20 protein-coding genes and 1 other RNA gene are annotated in these 21,735 nt (G+C 67.6%); 13 read left to right on the forward strand and 8 right to left on the reverse strand.

The features are described from left to right. The first annotated feature begins 13 nt into the window (after positions 1 to 13). Genes DID99_RS08010 through lipA form a run of 3 tightly spaced genes read left to right on the forward strand, consistent with a single transcriptional unit; the run spans position 14 to position 3,106 of the window. On the forward strand, positions 14 to 1,018 hold the full coding sequence (locus tag DID99_RS08010; protein WP_044847261.1) for an alpha-ketoacid dehydrogenase subunit beta: 1,005 nt from the start codon (positions 14 to 16) through the stop codon (positions 1,016 to 1,018). A 4-nt stretch (positions 1,019 to 1,022) separates the two neighbouring features. After that, entirely contained in the window at positions 1,023 to 2,138 is a 1,116-nt protein-coding gene (locus DID99_RS08015; protein ID WP_124570126.1) for an acetoin dehydrogenase dihydrolipoyllysine-residue acetyltransferase subunit, read from the forward strand. 2 nt (positions 2,139 to 2,140) lie between these two features. Then, positions 2,141 to 3,106: a lipoyl synthase gene (lipA, locus tag DID99_RS08020; protein WP_124666463.1), complete on the forward strand. Its 966-nt coding sequence runs from the start codon at positions 2,141 to 2,143 to the stop codon at positions 3,104 to 3,106. Between the two features lie 15 nt (positions 3,107 to 3,121). Here the strand turns inward: lipA and DID99_RS08025 are convergent, their stop codons facing one another. From DID99_RS08025 to trxA, 8 genes are all read right to left on the reverse strand, one after another. Next, positions 3,122 to 4,486: an MATE family efflux transporter gene (locus tag DID99_RS08025; protein WP_124666464.1), complete on the reverse strand. Its 1,365-nt coding sequence runs from the start codon at positions 4,484 to 4,486 to the stop codon at positions 3,122 to 3,124. A 2-nt stretch (positions 4,487 to 4,488) separates the two neighbouring features. Then, entirely contained in the window at positions 4,489 to 6,246 is a 1,758-nt protein-coding gene (locus DID99_RS08030; protein WP_124486291.1) for a glycosyltransferase family 39 protein, read from the reverse strand. 223 nt (positions 6,247 to 6,469) lie between these two features. Then, on the reverse strand, positions 6,470 to 6,730 hold the full coding sequence (locus tag DID99_RS08040) for a type B 50S ribosomal protein L31 (protein ID WP_044847266.1): 261 nt from the start codon (positions 6,728 to 6,730) through the stop codon (positions 6,470 to 6,472). A gap of 161 nt (positions 6,731 to 6,891) precedes the next feature. Beyond that, positions 6,892 to 7,722 carry a zinc-dependent peptidase gene (locus tag DID99_RS08045; protein ID WP_124486293.1) on the reverse strand — a complete coding sequence of 277 codons (831 nt, stop codon included), beginning with the start codon at positions 7,720 to 7,722 and terminating at the stop codon, positions 6,892 to 6,894. A gap of 38 nt (positions 7,723 to 7,760) precedes the next feature. Next, on the reverse strand, positions 7,761 to 9,317 hold the full coding sequence (locus tag DID99_RS08050; RefSeq protein WP_124573281.1) for an MFS transporter: 1,557 nt from the start codon (positions 9,315 to 9,317) through the stop codon (positions 7,761 to 7,763). After that, positions 9,314 to 9,814, reverse strand: a complete 501-nt coding sequence (locus DID99_RS08055) for a MerR family transcriptional regulator (RefSeq protein ID WP_124486295.1) — start codon at positions 9,812 to 9,814, stop codon at positions 9,314 to 9,316. Before DID99_RS08055 ends, DID99_RS08050 begins: the two co-directional genes overlap by 4 nt. 133 nt (positions 9,815 to 9,947) lie before the next feature. After that, complete coding sequence (rho, locus tag DID99_RS08060) at positions 9,948 to 11,210, reverse strand: transcription termination factor Rho (protein ID WP_006478662.1); 1,263 nt, start codon at positions 11,208 to 11,210, stop codon at positions 9,948 to 9,950. A 195-nt stretch (positions 11,211 to 11,405) separates the two neighbouring features. Then, complete coding sequence (gene trxA / locus DID99_RS08065) at positions 11,406 to 11,732, reverse strand: thioredoxin TrxA (RefSeq protein ID WP_006402348.1); 327 nt, start codon at positions 11,730 to 11,732, stop codon at positions 11,406 to 11,408. A gap of 415 nt (positions 11,733 to 12,147) precedes the next feature. Here trxA and ffs point away from each other — a divergent pair. The 10 genes from ffs (at position 12,148) to DID99_RS08115 (ending at position 21,721) form a co-directional block, all read left to right on the forward strand. After that, positions 12,148 to 12,246: signal recognition particle sRNA small type (gene ffs, locus DID99_RS08070), an RNA gene on the forward strand. Positions 12,247 to 12,373: 127 nt separating this feature from the next. After that, positions 12,374 to 14,749 carry a DNA polymerase III subunit gamma/tau gene (locus DID99_RS08075; RefSeq protein WP_124666465.1) on the forward strand — a complete coding sequence of 792 codons (2,376 nt, stop codon included), beginning with the start codon at positions 12,374 to 12,376 and terminating at the stop codon, positions 14,747 to 14,749. A 94-nt stretch (positions 14,750 to 14,843) separates the two neighbouring features. Beyond that, positions 14,844 to 15,170: a YbaB/EbfC family nucleoid-associated protein gene (locus DID99_RS08080; protein WP_006755698.1), complete on the forward strand. Its 327-nt coding sequence runs from the start codon at positions 14,844 to 14,846 to the stop codon at positions 15,168 to 15,170. A 31-nt stretch (positions 15,171 to 15,201) separates the two neighbouring features. After that, positions 15,202 to 15,798 (forward strand): recombination mediator RecR, encoded by a 597-nt coding sequence (recR, locus tag DID99_RS08085; protein ID WP_044847271.1) that lies wholly within the window; start codon positions 15,202 to 15,204, stop codon positions 15,796 to 15,798. 48 nt (positions 15,799 to 15,846) lie between these two features. Further along, positions 15,847 to 17,052: a CaiB/BaiF CoA-transferase family protein gene (locus DID99_RS08090; RefSeq protein ID WP_124666466.1), complete on the forward strand. Its 1,206-nt coding sequence runs from the start codon at positions 15,847 to 15,849 to the stop codon at positions 17,050 to 17,052. Between the two features lie 217 nt (positions 17,053 to 17,269). Continuing rightward, positions 17,270 to 18,031 (forward strand): 5'/3'-nucleotidase SurE, encoded by a 762-nt coding sequence (gene surE, locus DID99_RS08095; RefSeq protein WP_124486298.1) that lies wholly within the window; start codon positions 17,270 to 17,272, stop codon positions 18,029 to 18,031. Continuing rightward, entirely contained in the window at positions 18,028 to 18,957 is a 930-nt protein-coding gene (locus DID99_RS08100) for a protein-L-isoaspartate(D-aspartate) O-methyltransferase (protein ID WP_044848975.1), read from the forward strand. Before surE ends, DID99_RS08100 begins: the two co-directional genes overlap by 4 nt. 5 nt (positions 18,958 to 18,962) lie before the next feature. Then, positions 18,963 to 19,844 (forward strand): peptidoglycan DD-metalloendopeptidase family protein, encoded by an 882-nt coding sequence (locus DID99_RS08105; RefSeq protein ID WP_044848976.1) that lies wholly within the window; start codon positions 18,963 to 18,965, stop codon positions 19,842 to 19,844. A gap of 11 nt (positions 19,845 to 19,855) precedes the next feature. Further along, entirely contained in the window at positions 19,856 to 20,941 is a 1,086-nt protein-coding gene (gene rpoS / locus DID99_RS08110) for an RNA polymerase sigma factor RpoS (RefSeq protein ID WP_040144287.1), read from the forward strand. A gap of 3 nt (positions 20,942 to 20,944) precedes the next feature. Further along, complete coding sequence (locus DID99_RS08115; RefSeq protein WP_044848977.1) at positions 20,945 to 21,721, forward strand: 3'-5' exonuclease; 777 nt, start codon at positions 20,945 to 20,947, stop codon at positions 21,719 to 21,721. Positions 21,722 to 21,735 lie beyond the last annotated feature (14 nt).

Genomic DNA, 21,735 nt, shown 5'->3' on the forward strand with positions numbered 1-21,735 from the left:
CCAGGAGACAGACATGGCAAGGAAGATCACTTATTCGCAGGCGATCAACGAGGCGCTCGCGCAGGAAATGGCGCGCGACGACAGCGTGATCGTGATGGGCGAGGACAATGCGGGCGGCGCGGGCGCGCCGGGCGAGGACGACGCATGGGGCGGCGTGCTCGGCGTGACGAAGGGGCTGTTTCACAAGTTTCCGGGCCGCGTGCTCGATACGCCGCTGTCGGAAGGCGGCTACATCGGCGCGGCGGTCGGCGCGGCCGCGTGCGGGATGCGGCCCGTCGCGGAGCTGATGTTCATCGATTTCATGGGCGTGTGCTTCGACCAGATCTTCAACCAGGCCGCGAAATTCCGCTATATGTTCGGCGGCAAGGCCGTGACGCCGGTCGTGATCCGCGCGATGTACGGCGCGGGCCTGCGCGCGGCCGCGCAGCATTCGCAGATGCTCACGTCGCTGTTTACGCACATTCCGGGGCTGAAGGTCGTGTGCCCGTCGACGCCTTACGACGCGAAGGGGCTGCTGATCCAGTCGATCCGCGACAACGATCCCGTGATCTTCCTCGAACACAAGCTGCTCTACACGCGCGAAGGCGATGTACCTGAGGAATCCTATGCGATTCCGTTCGGCGAGGCGAACGTCGTGCGCGAAGGCGACGACGCGACGATCGTCACGTACGGCCGGATGGTGCATCTCGCGACCGACGCGGCCGCGAAGCTCGCGAAGGACGGCATTCACGTCGACGTGATCGACCTGCGTACGACGTCGCCGCTCGACGAGGAAACGATCCTCGAAAGCGCGGCGCGCACCGGGCGCGTGGTGGTGGTCGATGAAGCGAACCCGCGCTGCTCGATCGCGACCGACATCGCCGCGCTCGTCGCACAGCGCGCGTTCCGGACGCTCAAGGCGCCGATCGAGCTCGTCACCGCGCCGCATACGCCCGCGCCGTTCGCCGGCGTGCTGGAAGACCTTTACATCCCGTCCGCCGACGCGATCGCGCAGGCGGTACTCAAGACCAGGAGCTGACACGATGTCGATTCACATGATCACGATGCCCAAGTGGGGGCTGTCGATGGAGCAGGGGCAGGTCAACGGCTGGCTGAAGGCGATCGGCGAGCGCGTGACGAAGGGCGACGAAGTGCTCGACGTCGAGACCGACAAGATCTCGTCGGGCGTCGAGTGCGCGTTCGACGGCACGCTGCGCCGGCAGGTCGCGCAGGAGGGCGAGACGCTGCCCGTCGGCGCGCTGCTCGGCGTGGTGGCCGCGGCCGAGGCGAGCGATGCCGACATCGACGCGGCGATCGCCGAATTCCAGCGCGATTTCGTGCCGGCCGCGGCCGCCGACGATGCGGCCGGCCCGCAGCCCGAGAAGGCGCAGATCGGCGGACGCACGGTCCGGTTCCTGAAGCTCGGCGACGGCTCGGGCACGCCCGCCGTGCTGATCCACGGCTTCGGCGGTGACCTCAACAACTGGCTGTTCAACCACGCGGAGCTCGCCGCGCACCGGCCCGTCTGGGCGCTCGATCTGCCGGGGCATGGCGAGTCGGGCAAGGCAGTCGACACCGGCAGCCTCGACGAACTGGCCGATGCGGTGCTCGCGCTGCTCGATGCGCAGCACATCGAGCGCGCGCACCTGATCGGCCATTCGATGGGCGGCGCGGTGGCGATGACGTTGGCCGACAGCGCGCCGGAGCGCGTCGCATCGCTGACGCTGATCGCGAGTGCTGGGCTCGGCGCCGACATCAACCGCGATTACATCGACGGCTTCGTCGCCGGCAACAGCCGCAACACGCTGAAGCCGCACCTCGGCGCGCTGTTCGCGGACCACGCGCTCGTCACGCGGCAACTGGTCGAGGATCTCGTCAAGTACAAGCGGCTCGAAGGCGTGCAGGCCGCGCTGGAGAAGATCGCGAGCGCCGCGTTCGACGGTGCGGCCCAGCGGCGCGTGTTCCGCGACCGCGTCGGGTCGCTCGCGCCGCGCACGCTCGTGATCTGGGGCGAGCGCGACCAGGTCATTCCGGCGCAGCACGCGCAGGGCTTGCCGGACGGCGTGCGTGCCGAGGTGATCGCCGGCAGCGGCCACATGGTGCAGATGGAGGCGGCTGCCGACGTGAACCGCCTGATCGTCGCGTTCCTCGGAGACTGACGATGACCGCCGCGCTCGAACGACCCAGCCTCACCGCGCTCGGCCAGCCGGGCGCACGCAGCCGCGACAAGCTCGCGCGCATTCCGGTGCGCGTCGAGCCCGCGGGCGGCGCGGCGCTGCCGAAGCCGCCGTGGCTGCGGGCGCGGCCGATGATGAGCGGGCCGGTCGCCGACATGGCGGCCGTGCTGCGCGAGCATCGGCTGCATTCCGTCTGCGAGGAGGCGATGTGCCCGAACATCGGCGAATGCTTCGCGCAGCGCACCGCGACCTTCATGATCATGGGCGGGCTGTGCACGCGGCGCTGCCCGTTCTGTGACGTCGCGCACGGCCGTCCCGAGCCGCTCGATGCCGACGAGCCCGCGCGGCTCGCGGCCGCGGTCGCGGCGCTCGGGCTGCGCTACGTCGTGATCACGTCGGTCGATCGCGACGACCTGCGCGACGGCGGCGCCGCGCATTTCGCCGCCTGCATCGCGGCGGTGCGCGCGAGCGTGCCGGGCATCGGCGTCGAGGTGCTGACGCCCGATTTCCGCGGCCGCGTCGCGCGTGCGCTCGATGCGTTGTCGTCGGCGTGGCCGGACGTGTTCAATCACAACATCGAGACGGTGCCGTCGCTGTATCGGGCGGCGCGGCCGGGCGCCGACTATCGCGGCTCGCTCGAACTGCTCGCGCACGCGAAGGCCGCGCGGCCGACGCTCGTGACGAAATCGGGCTTGATGCTCGGGCTCGGCGAGTGCGACGACGAGGTGCGGGACACGCTGCGCGACCTGCGCGCGCACGAGGTCGACGTGCTGACGCTCGGCCAGTATCTCGCGCCGTCCGCGCACCATCTGCCGGTGCGACGCTACGTGAGCCCCGAGGCGTTCGCCGCGTGGCGCGACGAGGGGCTGGCGCTCGGTTTCAGGGAAGTCGTTGCCGGACCGCTCGTGCGGTCCTCGTACCACGCGGCCGACGTGCTGGAGGACGCATAGGCCGCACGCCGTGCGTCATGCGCCGTATGCGCCGACGGCCGGTTGCGCGCGGCTGACGTGGCGCAGGTAGAGCGCGAGGCCCGCGCCCGCCAGCATCAGGCTGATCGTGTTCGCGAACCAGAAGCCGCGCGCGCCGGTCAGCCAGGCGGGGGCGAGGCCGCCGACGTCGAAGCCGAGCACGTAGCCGCCGCCAAGTCCGACGCCCCACAGCGCGACCGCATAGATCACGGTCGGCACGACCGCGACCTTGTACGCGCGCAGCACGAAGGCGGACGTGATCTGCAGCGCGTCGAAGAAGTGGTAGCAGGTGACGATCGCGACCAGCGGCAGCGCGGCGGCGGCCACGGCCGGATTCGGCGTGTAGCCGCTGACGATCAGCGGACGCAGCGTGAACACGAGCACGCCGTACGCGGCCGCGATCCCGCACGCGAGCATCACGCTGTGCCGGCCGAGCAGCCGCGCCTCGTCCGGGCGGCCGGCACCGAGCGCGCGGGCCACCAGCGTCGACGCCGCGACCCCGATCGACAGCGGCGTCATGTACAGCACCGCGCCGATGTTGCCGGCGATCTGGTGGCCGGCGAGCGTCGTCGTGCCGAACTGCGCGATGAAGAGCGCCATGCACGTGTACGACGTGACCTCGATCAGGTACGACAGGCCCATCGGCATGCCGAGCTTCAGGATCGCCTTCTGGCGCGCCCAGACGGGCCAGCAAAAGCGCGAGAAGATCGAAAGCGGCGAGAACACGTCGAGCTTCGCGAGCAGCGTGAAGCCGATCAGCGCGAGCGCCCAGTTGATCAGCGTACTGGCGAGCCCGCAACCGGGGCCGCCGAGGGCCGGCACGCCGAGCCCGCCGAAGATGAACCACACGTTGAGCGGAAACTTGAGCAGCAGCGCGCCGACCTGCAGGATCATCGCGAGGCGCGGCTTGCCGGCCGCGTTGGTCAGCGCGTTGTAGATCCGGAACACGAGGCTCGCCGGCAGGCCGTACGACAGGATTCGCAGGTAATCGACCGTGCGGTCGTGCAACGCGGGCGGCGCGTGGGCGATGTGCAGCAGCGGTTCGGGAAAATGCAGCAGCAGGAAGCCGGGCACCGCGAGCATCAGCGCGAGCCACAGCGCCTGGCGGACTTCCTCGCCGATCTCGGCGTAACGCCGCGCGCCGTACAGCTGCCCGGTGATCGGCTGCAGCGCGGACAGGATGCCCGTCAACCCGATGTAGACCGACACGTAGATCGACGAACCGAGCCCGAGCGCGGCGAGGTCGATGGCAGAGTAGCGGCCGACCATCGCCGTGTCGATCACGCCGAACGCGATGATCGCGAGCTGGCCGACGAGCACCGGCCACGCGAGGCCGACGATCCGGCGGATGTCGGCGAACATCGTCAATCGACCGCCCGGTGGCGTGGGCCACGGCGCTTGACGGGCGCCGCCGGCCGCTCGATGCGCTCGTACAGGCGGAAGCGCTCGTCGCGGTCGGCCACGCGGCGGCCTTCCCATACGAGACGCCACACGTATTGCGACATCGCGCTCGGCTCGCCGAAGTCGGCGCGGTCCTGGCGCAGGATCACGTCGCAGTCGCCCGAGAATTCGAAGTGCATGTCGCCGAAATACGCGAAGGTCGCGATCTGCGCATCGCCGAGCCGCACGGGCGAGATGCACTCATAGTCTTTCGGCAGGTGCGACGCGATCTGTTGCGCGACGTCGCTGTAGGTCCGGCCGTAGTTGACGATCGGCAGCCACAGCGTCATCAGCAGCACCCACATCAGCGTGGTGCCCGCACCCGACAGCACGACGCTGCGCCACAGCACCTTCGGCTGGCGCGAGACGCGCCAGCGCGCGAGCAGGCACCAGCACACGGTGACGATCACCGCGCAGACGAACGACAGGATCTTGAAGTGCGGTTCGTAGCCCGGCACGAGGCGCGCGAGGTTGCGCGCGAGCGGATGCGGGAAGCCGGTGAGCGACGCGAGCCACACGAGCCACACGAAGGTGCCGAGGATCGTGAAGCTCAGCACCGCGAACCAGTCGAACGCGTTGATCGCGCCGCGCTTGAGGGTCGGCAGCGCGAAGGTGGCGAGCACCGCGAGCGGCGGCAGCAACAGCATGTACATGCGGTTCGACTGCTGGCTCTGCAGGATCACGAGCGCGACGAGCGGTACCACGACCGACAGTGGAATCGCGATGTGCGCGCGGCGCCGCATGCCGGCCCAGCTCCACCAGGCCCAGATCGCGAGCGGCCACGCGGGCCACGTGAACAGCGGAAGGTTCTTCGCCGCATAGGCGAGCACCGCGGTCGGCGGGCCCGAGAAGCGCATCAGGCTGCCGTGGATCCACTGGTTGAAGAACCACGCGGCGTCGTCCGGCGCTGCCTGGAAGGCGGCGAGCGGCCACAGCGCGAAGATCGCGGCCGCGAGCGGCAGGCCGATCAGCGGCAGGCGCAGGTTGCGCATCTCCGGCGTGACGAGCCACAGCGCGGCCGTGCCGGCGAGCAGCGCGACGACCAGCACCGGGTTGCCGGACAGTGCGACCAGGCCGATCGCGGCGCCCCACCACAGCGCACCTTGCAGCGGCTTGTCGATGCCGCGCACGATGCCGTACACGAACATCGCGATCCACGCGAACTGCGCGAGTTGCGGCGTCGTTTCGTGGCCGCGCTCCGCGAGCCCGAAGCATGCGACGAGGACCAGCAGCGCGCCGTCGGCGAGCGTGCGGCCGTAGTCGCGCGGCTCCGGCTCGCCGCCGAATGCGTACTTGAACGGCTGGACCTCCGCACGCCGGCCGAGCAGATAGGCCGCGTACCAGACGAACGCGCACGCGACGCAGAACAGGACGCCCGTGTCGACGCGCGACGCGTTGCTCGCGTCGACCCACGGCGCCAGCGCGCGGATCGACAGCGCGCCGAGCCAGTAGGCGAGCGGCCCGTCGGTCGTGATGAACTTGCCGACGAGATTCGGCAGCAGCCAGTCGTGCCAGCCGCCGGTGGCCATCGTCCACATCACGCCGAAGCCCGCCGCGTCCTCGTTCTTCCACGGGTCGCGGCCGAACAGGCCGAACGCCGCGTAGACGAGGCAGAGCGTGAGCAGCAGCCAGCGCGGCAGCGCGCGCGTGGCGGAGGCGGTGAGGCGAACGACAGGCTTCATGCAGATGAGCGATTTGTTATGGGCGGGCGGCCGGTGCGGTCATGCGCCGACGGTGCGGATTCGAGCATCCGGCATTGTAGACGCGCCGGCCGTTGCGCGTCAGACGATTGCCCGGCCCCGGCCGCCGTGCGGCGTTTCCCGGCGAGCGGCGACAAAAAAGGGCAGCCTGGGCTGCCCTTTCGTGCGGTACCGGTGCATTGCAACCACCGGAACGGTGCGAAGCTTACTTCGCCTTGCCGTTGGCGCGAACGCCGAACTTGTTCTTGAACTTCTCGACACGGCCTGCCGTGTCCATGATCTTTTGTTGACCCGTGTAGAACGAGTGCGATTCCGACGACACTTCGATCTTGGCGAGCGGGTAGGTCTTGCCTTCGTGTTCGATGGTTTCACGCGTCTGGATCGTCGAGCGCGTGATGAACTTGAAGCCGTTCGACATGTCTTGGAAGACGACTTCGCGGTAGTCCGGGTGAATGCCAGGTTTCATGATGTTCCTTGGTGAGAGCGGTAGCCAACCCGCCGCTTGCCGTGCCGGACCGCACACATTTGCGCGATTTCAGCCGACGTCAAGCCCGGCGCGAGCCACTTGCCTAAGGTCGAAAAACGGCGATTATGCCAGAAAATCAGACGGTTGACGAATAATTTTCATCACGCGTCGAGGGCGCCCGTGTGGGCCGGATCCTGCCGGTAATAGCGGGCGAGCAGCCGGTAGAGCTCCGGAAATTCGGACTCGAACGCGCGCGGTCGCACGAACAGCGCCTCGCTGCACACCGCGAAGAACTCCGACGGGTGATCGGCCGCATAGGGATCGATCAGCGAGTCGCGCTCGAAGCGCGCCCACGCGCGATCCGGCACCGCATCGACGCGCGCGCAGAACTGGTCGTACGCGTGCTCGAACACGTCGGCCCACGCCTGCGCGTCGAGGTGCGGCGCGTGCCAGCGGCGAAAGAGGGGCGGATAGCCGTCGGCCTCGCCGTTGACCATGTCGATCTTGTGCGCGAACTCGTGGATCACGACGTTGTACGCGTCGCGGCCGTCCGTCATCTGCGCGTCTTCCCACGACAGGATCACCGGCCCGCCTTCCCACGCTTCGCCGCTCGCGTCCTGCTCGACTTCATGGACGACTCCGTCCTCGTCCTGCACGGTCTTGCGGATCACGAATTCGCCCGGATACACGACGACGCCGACCCAGCCGTCGTACAACGACAGATCGAGATTCAGCACGGGCAGGCACGCCTGCGCGGCGATCGCGACGATCATCTCGTCGGTCAGCTCGAGCCCGTGCGCGGTCGAAAACGATTTCTTCGCGATGAACAGGCTCGTCAGCTCGCGCAGGCGGCCCAGGTCGCCGGGCGTCAGCGCATCGAGGAACGGCAGGCGTGCGACGGTGTCCTGCCACAGTGCATCGGGAATCGGGTGGCTGCGCAGCGCGCGGTCGCGGCGGCGGTCGTCGAACCAGCGGGTCAGTTTCGAGAGCATGGAAGCAGCGCGGGGAAATCCAAAGCCTGTCTTTTAACTCAATCGATCTCTTTTTGCCATGCCGCGAACAGGCCGCCGACCAGCGCGACACCCGCGAGGAAATAGAAACCGTCGAGCGACGCGAGGAACGACGCCTGTTGCGCGACCATCCGCGCGATCGATGCGATCGCGAGGGCGTGCGCCTCGTTCAGCGCATGGCCGGCGGCCGCATAACCGCGCGTGAGGGCGTCGACGGTCTGCTGGAACAGCGGATCGAACACGTTCGCGCGCTCGACGAGCCGCGTCTGGTGCAGGGCCAGCCGGTGTTGCTCGACGATGATCACCGACGACGTCGCGAACGAGATCGTCAATTGCCGCACGATGTTCTTCAGCCGGTAGCCGTGCGTGTATTCGTCGATCGCGAAGATGCGGAACGTCAGGTTCGCGACGGGCAGCACGATGAACAGCAGCAACAGCCCGCGCAGCAGCAGCGGGACGATCAGCGCGGCCTCGCCGACCTGGGGCGTCATCCGCGTCATCCACAGCGCGGCCGTGACCGCGATCGCGAACCCCGGCACGACGAACCACTTCTTGTGCGTGACGCGCTTCGCATGGCGCAGGTAGGCGAACAGCGCGGTGGCCGAGATCAGCGACATCGTGCCGACCAGGCGCCCGGCGTTCTCGACCGGATAGCCGAGCCCGCCTTCGAGCAGGCGGGACGTCAGGTAGCTGAAGCCCGTCGACTCGTAGTAATAGAACATGTACAGCAGCAGCCCGACCTGGAACGTGCGCTCGCGAAACGCGTGCAGCCGCACGAGCGGCGTCGGATGGTTCCACTGGTGATGGGCGAACCACGCGAGCGCGCCGAGGCCGGCGATCGTCAGCAGGATCAGCATCGGCGAGCCGCTGTAGAGCTGGTAGTGCACCTGCTGCAGCACGATCTGCAGCGCGCCTTGCGCGAGCGCGAACACGACGTATGGCCAGAAATGCCCGGAGCCGCGTTCGTCGTCGGGCGTCCTGCCGGAGTCGGGGAGCGTGAGCAGCGCGAGGATCGCGAACGCGATGCCCGCGGGCGCGGTGCAGGCGAACAGCGCGCGCCACGTCGAATGCGCGACGAGCAGCCCGCCGGCGATCGGCGCGAGCGCGCTGCCGAGCAGGATCATGATCAGGAACGCGCGCGTGGCGGGCGGCCGCTCCTGCGGCTTGAAGCTGACCTGGATCAGGATCCGGCAGGCACCCATCATCGGGCCGATGAAATAGCCCTGGAAGCCGCGCGCGAACGCGAGTTCGAGCGACGTGTCGGCGAGCGCGGCCGCGATCGCGCCGAACGAGAACATCAGCATGCAGCTGGCGACGTAGCGGCGATGCCCGAGCCGGTCGACCCACCATTGCTGCTGAAGGATGCCGAGCACGGCCGTGACCGCATACGCGCTCGACGACCACACGAGTTCGTCGGGCGATGCGTTGACGCCGCCCGCGATGTAGCTCGCGAAGAACGAGAAGGCCGCGTTGTCGAAATAGTCGATGCCGGTGACGAGCGCGAGCGCCCACGGGAACAGGTCCGCGCGCAGGTTCGCGCGGCTCCATAGCGGCGAGCGACCCGGCGCGACGTTCATTCCCGGTCCTTGCGCGTACGCCGCGCGCCGGCCTCGGCCTGCCGTTGCGCGATCAGCGCGTCGGGGTTTTCGCCGGCGAGGCGCCGTTCGACGTAGTCGATGTCGTGCTGCAGTTCCTTGCGCAGCGCGACCGCTTCCTTCAACTCGCGCTGGACGGCCGCGATCCGCTGGTCGAGCGTGTCGATCTGTTCGGCGAGCCCCGAGCGGATCTCGCGCAACGATGCGTCCGAATAGCGGCGCCGACCATCGCCCGTTTCTTCCAGCGGGCGCTTGAGCATCTCGGTTATGCCGTGCAGCGAAAAGCCGAGCGCGCGCAGCCGCAGGATGCGGGCGAAGCGTTCGAGATCGGCTTCGTCGTACAGGCGATAGCGGCCGCCGCTGCGCGACGGCGTGACGAGTCCGCGCTCTTCGTAGTACTTCAGCGTGCGCGGCGTGACGCCGAGCCGCGACGCGGCGTCGCTCACGGTCAGCAACGAGGGGGAGGCGTCGTTCGGCATCGGGATGGCAGGGGCTTCGGTCGGGACGATGGCGCGATTATAGATCAACCTGTACGTTCACGTACAGGTTGACGCGAAAAAACGGCCGCCGGGCGAAACGCGCGGGCGGCCGTTCGGTGCGGGGCGAGGGCGATCAGCCGCCGCGGCGCATCAGGTCGAAGAACTCGGAATTGCTCTTCGTCTGGCGGATCTTGTCGAGCAGGAACTCCATCGCCTCGACTTCGTCCATGTCGTGGATGAACTTGCGCAGCACCCAGATCTTTTGCAGGATCTCGGGCTTTATCAGCATTTCTTCGCGGCGCGTGCCCGACTTGTTCAGGTTGATCGACGGATAGACGCGCTTTTCCGCGAGACGGCGCTCGAGGTGCACTTCCATGTTGCCGGTGCCCTTGAACTCTTCGTAGATCACGTCGTCCATGCGGCTGCCGGTCTCGATCAGCGCGGTGCCGATGATCGTCAGCGAGCCGCCTTCCTCGATGTTGCGCGCGGCACCGAAGAAGCGCTTCGGGCGCTGCAGCGCGTTCGCGTCGACACCGCCCGTCAGCACCTTGCCCGACGCCGGGATCACGGTGTTGTAGGCGCGGGCGAGACGCGTGATCGAGTCGAGCAGGATCACGACGTCGTGCTTCATTTCGACGAGGCGCTTGGCCTTCTCGATCACCATTTCGGCGACCTGCACGTGACGCGTGGCCGGTTCGTCGAAGGTCGATGCGATCACTTCGCCGGCGACCGAGCGCTGCATTTCGGTCACTTCTTCGGGGCGCTCGTCGATCAGCAGCACGAACAGGATGACGTCCGGATGGTTCTGCTTGATCGCGTGTGCGATGTGCTGGAGCATCACGGTCTTGCCCGACTTCGGCGACGCGACGAGCAGGCCGCGCTGGCCCTTGCCGATCGGCGCGATCATGTCGATGATGCGGCCCGTGACGTTTTCTTCGCCGCGCATTTCGCGTTCGAGCGACAGCGGCTTGTTCGGGTGCAGCGGCGTGAGGTTCTCGAACATGATCTTGTGTTTCGAGGCCTCGGGCGGCTGCCCGTTGACTTTGTCGACCTTCACCAGCGCGAAGTAGCGCTCGCCATCCTTCGGCGTGCGGACTTCACCTTCGATGGTGTCGCCGGTGTGCAGGTTGAAGCGGCGGATCTGCGACGGGCTGATGTAGATGTCGTCGGTGCTCGCGAGGTACGACATTTCCGGCGAGCGCAGGAAGCCGAAGCCGTCCGGCAGCACTTCGAGCGTACCGTCGCCGAAGATCGTCTCTCCCGTCTTGGCGCGCTTTTTGAGAATGGCGAACATCAGCTCCTGCTTGCGCAGGCGGTTCGCGTTTTCGATCTCCAGGCCATTGGCCATTTCGATCAGTTCGGACACGTGCAGAGACTTGAGCTCGGATAAATGCATACGGAGAACCCGCCAGGGAGGAGAAGCGACGAAAAGAAATAAGGGAGGAGGGGCGAGCGGAGGCGCTCTGAGACTTAATGCGTCTTGTAGACGTTTTTTGATTCTAGCATACGCCGATTCGCGCCTGAGCGGCCGATCGGCGGCTTGACGGGGGACGTGTTGTCGGTTGACAACACGTCCGCGGAACGGCCGGTATTACAGGTGGCTGTCCAGGAATGCGGTGAGTTGCGACTTCGACAGCGCACCGACCTTCTGTGCGGCCGCCGCGCCGTTCTTGAACAGGATCAGCGTCGGGATGCCGCGCACGCCGAACTTCGCAGGCGTTGCCTGGTTGTCGTCGACGTTGATCTTCGCGATCTGCAGCTTGTCGCCGTAGTCCTTCGCGACTTCGTCGAGGATCGGGGCGATCATCTTGCACGGGCCGCACCATTCGGCCCAGAAGTCGACGAGCACGGGCTTGTCGGATTTGACGACGTCCTGTTCGAACGATGCGTCGCTGATGTGTTTGATCTGTTCGCTCATTGGGTCAATACCTCTTACGGTTCGGGGACTGCCTGCTTGGCGCGTTGCGGCGCTCCGGCGGCCTGTCGGCTGCCGGCCGCTGCGGCAGGTCACTCCGCTCCCCGGAAGGAGGGGCGTAAGCGCTGCTTGGCGCGGCTCGCGGGTCGTTCGGGCGTCATATTAGCCTAAATTGCTATCTGCTGCGGGCGGCGATAGCAGCCGCTACGCGAGTAGGGGTACGACGCGCCGTTCGACCGTTGTGATCCGAACGTGGAGGCCGCCTCGCAAAATACAAGAGTCACGGTCTCCATCGCGGATTCTGTCCACCTGTTCGCGCCGGATCGACAAGCCCGTACGCGCGCCGGTTCGCTCGATCGTGCGCATTGTTGCGAACAAACGGTCGCATTTGGCCGGAAGCGGTGATAGAATATGCCGTGACGGGCCTCCTCGCATGGTGGGGCGGTGAACCTGGTCAGGTCGGGAACGAAGCAGCCACAATCGTTTTCTGCCAGTGCCGAGGGTCGGGCTCGTCACCTTTCCTCTCGCCCCGTTCGCCGGGCGTTTTTTATTTCTGCGTCATTCTCCGCTTTACCTGCGTCTTGCCCGTTTTCCGCACCGTTTCGCGTGTCGGCGCGACGCAGCGTTACTGATACAATTTCCCGATGACCTATCAAGTTCTCGCACGCAAGTGGCGTCCGAAGGATTTCGCTTCGCTCGTCGGCCAGGAGCACGTCGTCAGGGCGCTCACGCACGCGCTCGACGGCGGGCGTCTCCATCACGCCTATCTGTTTACCGGAACCCGCGGCGTCGGCAAGACGACGCTGTCGCGGATCTTCGCGAAGGCGCTCAACTGTGAAACCGGCGTCACGTCGCAGCCGTGCGGCGTGTGCCGCGCGTGCCGCGAGATCGACGAAGGCCGCTTCGTCGACTACGTCGAAATGGATGCCGCGAGCAACCGCGGCGTCGACGAAATGGCCGCGCTGCTCGAGCGCGCGGTGTACGCGCCCGTCGATGCGCGCTTCAAGGTCTACATGATCGACGAAGTGCACATGCTGACGAACCACGCGTTCAACGCGATGCTGAAGACGCTCGAGGAGCCGCCGCCGCACGTCAAGTTCATCCTCGCGACCACCGATCCGCAAAAGATTCCCGTCACCGTGCTGTCGCGCTGCCTGCAGTTCAACCTGAAGCAGATGCCGGCCGGGCACATCGTGTCGCACCTCGAACGGATCCTCGGCGAAGAGCAGATCTCGTTCGAGCAGCAGGCGCTGCGTCTGCTCGCGCGCGCCGCGCAGGGCAGCATGCGCGATGCGCTGTCGCTGACCGACCAGGCGATCGCGTACTCGGCGAACGAAGTGACCGAATCGGCGGTGTCGGGCATGCTCGGCGCGCTCGACCAGACTTACATGGTGCGCCTGCTCGATGCGCTCGCGGCCGGCGCCGGCCCCGAGATCCTCGCGATCGCCGACGAGATGTCGCTGCGCAGCCTGTCCTTTTCCACCGCGCTGCAGGATCTCGCCAGCCTGCTGCACCGGATCGCCTGGGCGCAGTTCGCGCCGGGGTCGGTGCTCGACGAATGGCCGGAAGCGGCCGATCTGCGCCGCTTCGCGGAGACGCTGAGCCCCGAGCAGGTTCAGCTGTTCTACCAGATCGCGACGGTCGGGCGCGCGGAGCTCGGCCTTGCGCCGGACGAATACGCCGGCTTCACCATGACGTTGCTGCGGATGCTCGCGTTCGAGCCGGCCGTCGGCGCCGGCAGTGCGCCGGGAGGTCAGCCTGCCGTGCCGCGTGCCGTGCCTGCACCAGCATCCGCGCCGCGTGCGGCCGCTGCCGTTGCGTCGGCTGCGGCACCCAAGTCGTCGGCGCCGCAGCCGGCAGCCGTGGCGGCCGCACGTCCGCAAGCGGCTGCGCCCGCTGCGCGTCCGGCAGCGGTCCAGTCCGACGATGCGGCGATTGCGCCGGCAGTGAAGGCTGTTTCGACACCGGCATCTGAATCTGCATCCGCGGCAACATCGGCTGCGACCGCAGCGCCGGCCGCACCGCAGCCGCAAGCGATCCCGGCACCTCAGGCGGTACCGCCGAGCGATGCACCGCCGGCTGTCCGCAACGAACCTGAACCGCCGGTTGCCGCCGCCAAGCGCAACGACGAACCTGCGCTGCCTGCCGAACCGGCGCCGCGTGCTGCGCCAGCCGAACCCGCCGCGCGCCCGTCTGCCCGGGGCGGTGCAGCTGCCGCACTCGACGTGCTGCGCAACGCCGGCATGCGCGTGTCGTCCGACCGCGCGCGTGCGGGCGCCGCGCCCAAGCCGGCGGCGGCCCAGCCGGCCGTCGAAAAGCCGGCGGCATCGCGTCCTGCCGTGCAGGTACCGACGCCGCGCGCGGCGGCCCGCGCGCCGCAGGTTGCCGACACGCGCCAGGCCCCGCCACCGTGGGAAGACATTCCGCCGGACGAATATGTGCCGCTCAGCGCCGACGAGATGTTCGGCGGTGCGGCGGACGACGGCTTCGTGCCGGTGTTCGACAGCGGCCCCGACGACGTGCGCATTGCGCCGAAGGCAGTGGAGGCCCGTCCGTCCGCGCCGGTCGACACGCGCCCGCTGCCGCCCGCGATCGCGCTCGACCCGGTCGGCTTCGACGGCGAATGGCCGGCGCTGGCCGCGCGGTTGCCGCTGAAGGGCGTCGCGTATCAGCTTGCATTCAACAGCGAGCTGACGGCCGTCGACGCGACGACGTTGAAACTATCCGTGCCGGTGCCGCAGTATGCGGACGCCGCTCAGGTCGCGAAACTGAAGGCGGCCCTGGCCGATGCGCTCGGCAAGGCCGTCGAGGTCGCGGTCGAGGTCGGGCCCGCGCGGCGCACCGCGGCGGCACTCGATGCGGCTGCACGTGCGGCACGCCAGCGCGAGGCAGAGCAGGACATCCATGGCGATCCGTTCGTCCAGCAGCTCGTGCGTGACTTCGGCGCGCGTATCGTCGAAGGCTCGGTGCGGCCGCTCGCCGATCCGGCGCCGGACGGCACGCCGCCGACGCTGCATTGAACGAATCGCACTGCGACAGGCACAATCACGCCCGCACACATTGACCGGCACGCGCCGCGTGCCGGTTTTCACACGATCAAGAAGGAGTATTCCCATGTTGAAAGGCAACCTCGCCGGACTGATGAAGCAAGCGCAGCAAATGCAGGAAAACATGAAGAAGATGCAGGAGCAGCTTGCGCAGATCGAAGTCGAAGGGCAGTCGGGTGCCGGCCTCGTCAAGGTGACGATGACCTGCCGCAACGAAGTGCGTCGCGTGGCGATCGACCCGAGCCTGCTCGCGGACGACAAGGACATGCTCGAGGATCTGGTCGCGGCCGCGTTCAACGATGCGGTGCGCAAGGCCGAAGCGACGTCGCAGGAAAAGATGAGCGGCATGACGTCGGGCCTGCCGCTGCCCCCGGGTTTCAAGCTGCCGTTCTGAGCGCAGCCTCCGTTCAGCTTTCAGCCGCCGTATGAAACAGCCGTCCGCCCTGTCCGCGCTCGTCGAAGCGTTGCGCGTATTGCCCGGCGTCGGGCCGAAATCCGCGCAACGCATGGCGTACCACCTGATGCAGCACGATCGGGAGGGCGCGGAACGGCTCGGCCGGTCGTTGCTGTTCGCGACCGAGCACCTGCAGCACTGCGAGAAGTGCAATACCTTCACGGAGGCGCAGATCTGCGAGGTGTGCAGCGACGAGGAGCGTGATCCGACGCTGCTGTGCGTCGTCGAGACGCCGGCCGACCAGATCATGCTCGAGCAGACGATGACGTACCGCGGGCTGTATTTCGTGCTGATGGGGCGGCTGAGCCCGCTCGACGGGATCGGCCCGAAGGAAATCCATTTCGACCGCCTCGTGCGGCGTGCGTCCGACGGTGTCGTCAAGGAGGTCGTGCTCGCGACCAACTTCACGAACGAGGGCGAAGCCACCGCGCACTACCTCGGCCAGACGCTGAAGGCGCGCGGGCTCGCGGTCACGCGCCTCGCGCGCGGCGTGCCGGTGGGCGGCGAACTCGAGTACGTCGACGCGGGCACCATCGCCCGCGCGATGCTCGACCGCCGCACGATGTAAGCCGGGCGCCGCCGGCCGGGGGCGCCGTTCCTCATGCCAGGGAGACAGATGAGCACCAGCCAGGGCCCGCTCGCGGGCGTCAAAGTGCTCGAATTCGGGACGCTGATCGCGGGGCCGTTCGCGTCGCGCCTCTTTGCCGAATTCGGCGCGGAAGTGATCAAGATCGAGGATCCGAACGGCGGCGACCCGTTGCGCAAGTGGCGCAAGCTGCATCCGGAGCAGGGTGGCACGTCGCTGTGGTGGTCGGTCCAGGCACGCAACAAGAAATCGGTCACCCTCAACCTGAAATCCGATGCCGGCAAGACGATCGCGCGGCAACTCGCGCGCGAGGCCGACATCGTGATCGAAAACTTCCGCCCGGGCCTGCTCGAGAAGCTCGGGCTCGGCTACGACGTGCTGTCGGCTGACAACCCCGGGCTCGTGATGGTGCGCCTGTCCGGTTACGGGCAGACCGGCCCGTACCGCGACAGGCCCGGCTTCGGCGCGATCGCCGAATCGATGGGCGGCTTGCGCCACATCACCGGCTATCCCGATTTGCCGCCGCCGCGCATCGGCATCTCGATCGGCGACTCGATCGCCGCGCTGCACGGCGTGATCGGTGCGATGATGGCGCTCCACCACCGCAACGTGAACGGCGGTGCGGGGCAGGTGGTCGACGTTGCGCTGTACGAAGCGGTGTTCAACATGATGGAAAGCGTGGTGCCCGAGTACGGCGTGTACGGGATGGTGCGCGAGCGCACCGGCGCGTCGCTGCCGGGCATCGTGCCGTCGAACACCTACGCGTGCCGCGACGGCAGCATCGTGATCGGCGGCAACAGCGACCCGATCTTCAAGCGGCTGATGAAGGCGATCGAACGCGACGACCTCGCCGACGATCCCGCGCTCGCTCGCAACGACGGCCGCGTGCCGCGCACGCAGGAGATCGACGACGCGATCGCCGCTTGGCTCGCGCCGCGCACGATCGACGACGCGCTGGCGGTGCTCAACGCGGCCGACGTGCCGGCCGGGCGCATCTACAGCGCCGCCGACATGTTCACCGATCCGCAGTTCATCGCGCGGCAGATGATCCAGCGTTTCAAGCTGGCCGACGGCACCGACATTCCGCTGCCGAACATCACGCCGAAGCTGTCCGGCACGCCGGGCGAAACACGCTGGCTCGGGCCGGAACTCGGCGAGCATACGGACGAGGTGCTGCACAGTCTCGGCTACGACGCGCAGGCGATCGCCGCGCTGCGCGAGGTCGGCGCGATCTGAGCGCCGCGCACTCGGCGCTGCGCGTCAGGTTTGCCGAACGGGCATCTCGTCACGGCGGCCCTTCGAGGGGAAAACCCGGGCGGCACCGCGTTTTCCCGAACCTGCAAACGCCGCCGCGCGATGCGACGGCGCACCGCGCGCGCGTCGTGCGTGCGGGCCTGTCCGCACCCGCCGGACTGTCGCTCTCGCGCCATCTTTCCTCGGTTACAATCGCCGGATGCGAATCCTACTCAGCAACGACGACGGCTATCTCGCCCCCGGTCTCGCCGCGCTCAGCGACGCGCTGCAGCCGCTTGCCGACCTCACGGTGATCGCGCCCGAGCAGAATTGCAGCGGCGCGTCGAATTCCCTGACGCTGTCGCGGCCGCTGTCGGTGCAGCGCGCGACGAATACGGGTTTCTTCTACGTGAACGGCACACCGACCGATTCGGTGCACGTCGCGCTGACCGGGATGGCCGACGCGCGGCCCGACCTCGTCGTGTCCGGGATCAACAACGGCCAGAACATGGGCGAAGACACGCTCTATTCAGGGACAGTTGCGGCCGCCACCGAAGGCATCATGTTCGGCGTGCCGGCCATCGCGTTTTCGCTGGCCGACAAGGGCTGGGCGCATCTGGCGGATGCGGCGCGCGTCGCCGCGGAAATCGTCGAGCACTTTCTCGCGCATCCGCTGCCCGGTCAGCCGCTGCTGAACGTCAATATTCCGAATCTGCCGTACGACGAACTGAAAGGCTGGCAAGTCACGCGCCTCGGCAAGCGTCACCCGTCCCAGCCGGTGATTCGCCAGACCGACCCGCGCGGCGAGCCGGTCTACTGGATCGGCGCCGCGGGTGCGGCGCTGGACGCGAGCGAAGGCACCGATTTCCACGCCGTCGCAAACGGTTTCGTCTCGATCACGCCGCTGCAGCTCGATCTCACGCATACGCAAATGCTGCCTGCAACGCGCGAATGGGCGCGCGCAGGAGGGCGGGCTTCATGAGCGGCGAGCGCGCGAAGCGGTTCCCGCTCGCGCTCGAAGATCTCAAGCGAGCGCCACGCAAATCGGAGGGCCGGGCCGGTGAACGCCATGCGGCGAGCGCGGTGCCGAAGGCCGTCGACAAGCCCGCTGCCGTGCTGAAGCCGGTGGCGGTGAAGGCGGGCGTCGCCCGCACGGTGCCCGGTGCGGCCGCCGCGAAGCCGGCGAGCGCACCGAAGCCGACCGCGCTGAAGCCCGCGATGCCGAAGCCGGCGGCGCCGAGCGTCGCGCCGGCCGGTGCATTCGCGCTGACGTCGGAACGTGTGCGCGAGCGCATGGTCGAACGCCTGCGCGCGAACGGCGTGACCGACGCGCGCGTGCTGGATGCGATGGCCGCGGTGCCGCGCCACCTGTTCGTGGATCCCGGGCTCGCGACGCAGGCGTACGAGGATGCCGCGTTGCCGATCGGCCACCAGCAAACGATTTCAAAGCCGTCGGTCGTCGCGCGCATGATCGAGCTCGCGATGGCCGGCCGCACGCTCGAGCGCGTCCTCGAGATCGGCACCGGTTGCGGCTACCAGGCCGCGGTGCTGAGTCACGTGGCACGCGACGTGTATTCGATTGAACGCATCAAGCCGCTCTACGAGCGCGCGAAGCTGAACCTGCGGCCGCTGCGCGTGCCGAACATCCGTCTGCATTACGGCGACGGGCGTGTCGGCCTGCCGTCCGCGGGCCCGTTCGACGCGATCGTGATCGCGGCGGCGGGGCTCGACGTGCCGCAGGCGCTGCTCGAGCAGCTCGCGATCGGCGGGCGGCTCGTCGCGCCGGTCGGCGCGCAGAGCGGGCAGCCCCAGGTGCTCACGCTCGTCGAGCGCGTCGCGCACGCGCAATGGCGGGAGTCCCGGCTTGATCGCGTTTTCTTTGTCCCTTTAAAATCCGGAGTGATTTGAAACCGATGAGTATGTTGCGCGCGATGCAAAACAACCGAACCAGGGAACCGCTCACGTTCGCCCAGCGCGCGATCTGTGTGGCTGCGTTCTCCACGCTGCTGGCCGCCTGTGCGACGCGGCTCGACAACGCGCCCGTCGTCGACCGCTCCGGATCGCTCGGCACGACCGCCGCCGCGCAGCCGGCAGTGCCGCTCGGCCCGCCGCCGCCCGGCTTCTACCGTGTGAAACCGGGCGATACGCTGTACCGGATCGCGCTCGAGAACGGGCAGAACTATCGCGACATCGCCACCTGGAACAACCTGGCGAACCCGAATCAGATCGAAGTCGACCAGTTGCTGCGTGTCGCGCCGCCGGGCGGTGCCGCGCTTGCCGGCTCGCCGGCTGCCGCACCGATCACCGGCGCCGCCGTCGCGACCGCGCCGCTCAGCAGCGGTCCCGCGACGCCGGCCGCGGGCTCGTCGTCCGCGAGCACGCCGCCGGCTGCCGCCGCATCGAGCGACACGGCAGCCGCGCCGAGCGGCCCCGTGACGTTCGCATGGCCCGTGCGCGGTCCGGTGCTGAACGGTTTCGACGACGCGAAGAACAAGGGCGTCAATATCGGCGGCACGTCCGGCGAGGCCGTGAAGGCGGCGGCCGACGGCCGCGTCGTCTACTCGGGCAACGGCCTGCGTGGCTATGGCAACCTCATTATCATCAAACACGATGCAACTTACCTCACGGCGTATGCACACAATCGCGCTTTGATGGTAAAAGAGGGGGACGCGGTAACGAAGGGGCAGAAGATCGCCGAGATGGGTAATAGCGATGCCGACCGCGTGATGCTGCATTTCGAGGTTCGCCGGCAGGGTAAACCTGTCGATCCGCTGAAGTATTTGCCGCCTCAATAACCGAGACGACCATGCCGAAATCGAAGCGCCACGAGCCGCAAGCCGAATCTGAGAAGATCAGTCGTGCCACGCAAGCATCGGTGGAGCGAGCTGGCGCTTCGACGGACGACGAAGACGACGTCGCGGAAAACGAACGTGATCTCGAGGCACGCGACGCCGAAGCGGACGGCGACGACGAGCACGAAGGCCGGGCGGAAGCCGCGCCCGACGTCGACGATTTCCGCGCATTGCTGCAGGCCGAACTCACGGCCGACACGATCCAGCATTACCTGAACCGTATCAGCGTGAAGCCGCTCCTGACCGTCGAGGAGGAGCAGCGCTATTCGCGTCTTGCGAAGGCCGGCGAATTCGAGGCGCGGCAGGTGATGATCGAGCGCAACCTGCGTCTCGTCGTCAGTATCGCGAAGGGTTACCTGAACCGCGGCGTGCCGCTGCTCGACCTGATCGAGGAGGGCAACCTCGGCTTGATGCACGCGATCGAGAAATTCGATCCGACGCGTGGCTTTCGGTTCTCGACCTACGCGACGTGGTGGATCCGGCAGAGCATCGAACGGGCGATCATGAACCAGGCTCGCACCGTGCGTCTGCCCGTGCACGTGATCCGCGAACTGAACCAGGTGCTGCGCGCGAAGCGCCACCTCGAAAAGAATTCGATGTCGACGGGCGAGGCGGCCGAGCGCCGTGAAGCCAGCATCGACGACATCGCCTATCTCACCGGCAAGACCGCCGAGGAAGTCACCGACATCCTCGCGCTCAACGAGCACACCGCGTCGCTCGACGCGCCGCTCGATCTCGATCCCGCGAGCAGCCTGCTCGATCTGCTGCCCGACGACCAGAGCCAGTCGCCCGACGCGGAGGTGCAGCACCGCGAACTCGAGACGCTCACGCGCGCATGGCTGTCGCGGCTGTCCGACAAGCATCGGCACGTGATCGAGCGCCGCTTCGGCCTGAATCACATCGAACCGGCCACGCTCGAGGAACTGGCCGACGAGATGGGGCTCACGCGCGAGCGCGTGCGGCAGATCCAGCAGGAAGCGCTGGTGCGCCTCAAGCGGTTCTTTGCCTCCAATGGCGTGCGCAAGGACGCCGTTCTGTAACTGATGACACCGATTCTCGTTTTTGACATCGAGACCATTCCCGATGTCGACGGCATTCGCCGTCTTGAAGACCTGCCCGCGACGCTGGACGATGCCGCGGTGGCCGAACATGCGTTCGCCGCGCGCCGCGAGAAGACCGGCAGCGATTTCCTGCCGCATCACCTGCAGCGCATCGCGGCGATCTCCTGCGTGTTCCGCGACAACAACGGTTTCCGCGTTCGGTCGTTGGGCACGCCGCAGGACAATGAGGCGACGCTGGTCCAGTCGTTCTATCGCGTGATCGAGAAATACACGCCGCAGCTCGTGTCGTGGAACGGCGGCGGCTTCGATCTGCCGGTGCTCCATTACCGAGCGCTCGTACACGGGATCCCCGCGACGCGCTACTGGGATCTGGGCGAGGACGACCGCGAGTTCAAGTGGAACAACTACATCTCGCGTTATCACTCGCGGCACACCGACCTGATGGACGTGCTCGCGATGTATCAGGCGCGCGCGAATGCGCCGCTCGACGCGCTCGCGAAGCTGTGCGGCTTCCCTGGCAAGCTCGGAATGGACGGCAGCCAGGTGTGGCCGGCGTTCCAGGATGGCCGGATCGAGGAAATCCGCAACTATTGCGAAACCGACGTCGTCAATACCTACCTGCTGTATTGCCGGTTCCAGCTGATGCGCGGCGGCCTGACGCCGAGCGAATATGCGGACGAGATCCTGCTCGTGAAGAATTCGCTCGCGCAGGAGCCCGCGTCGCACTGGGCCGAATACCTGGCCGGTTTCGACGCGTGACGCGGGCGGCCCGC

Source organism: Burkholderia sp. Bp8986 (genome assembly GCF_003854225.1).
Classification (GTDB): domain Bacteria; phylum Pseudomonadota; class Gammaproteobacteria; order Burkholderiales; family Burkholderiaceae; genus Burkholderia.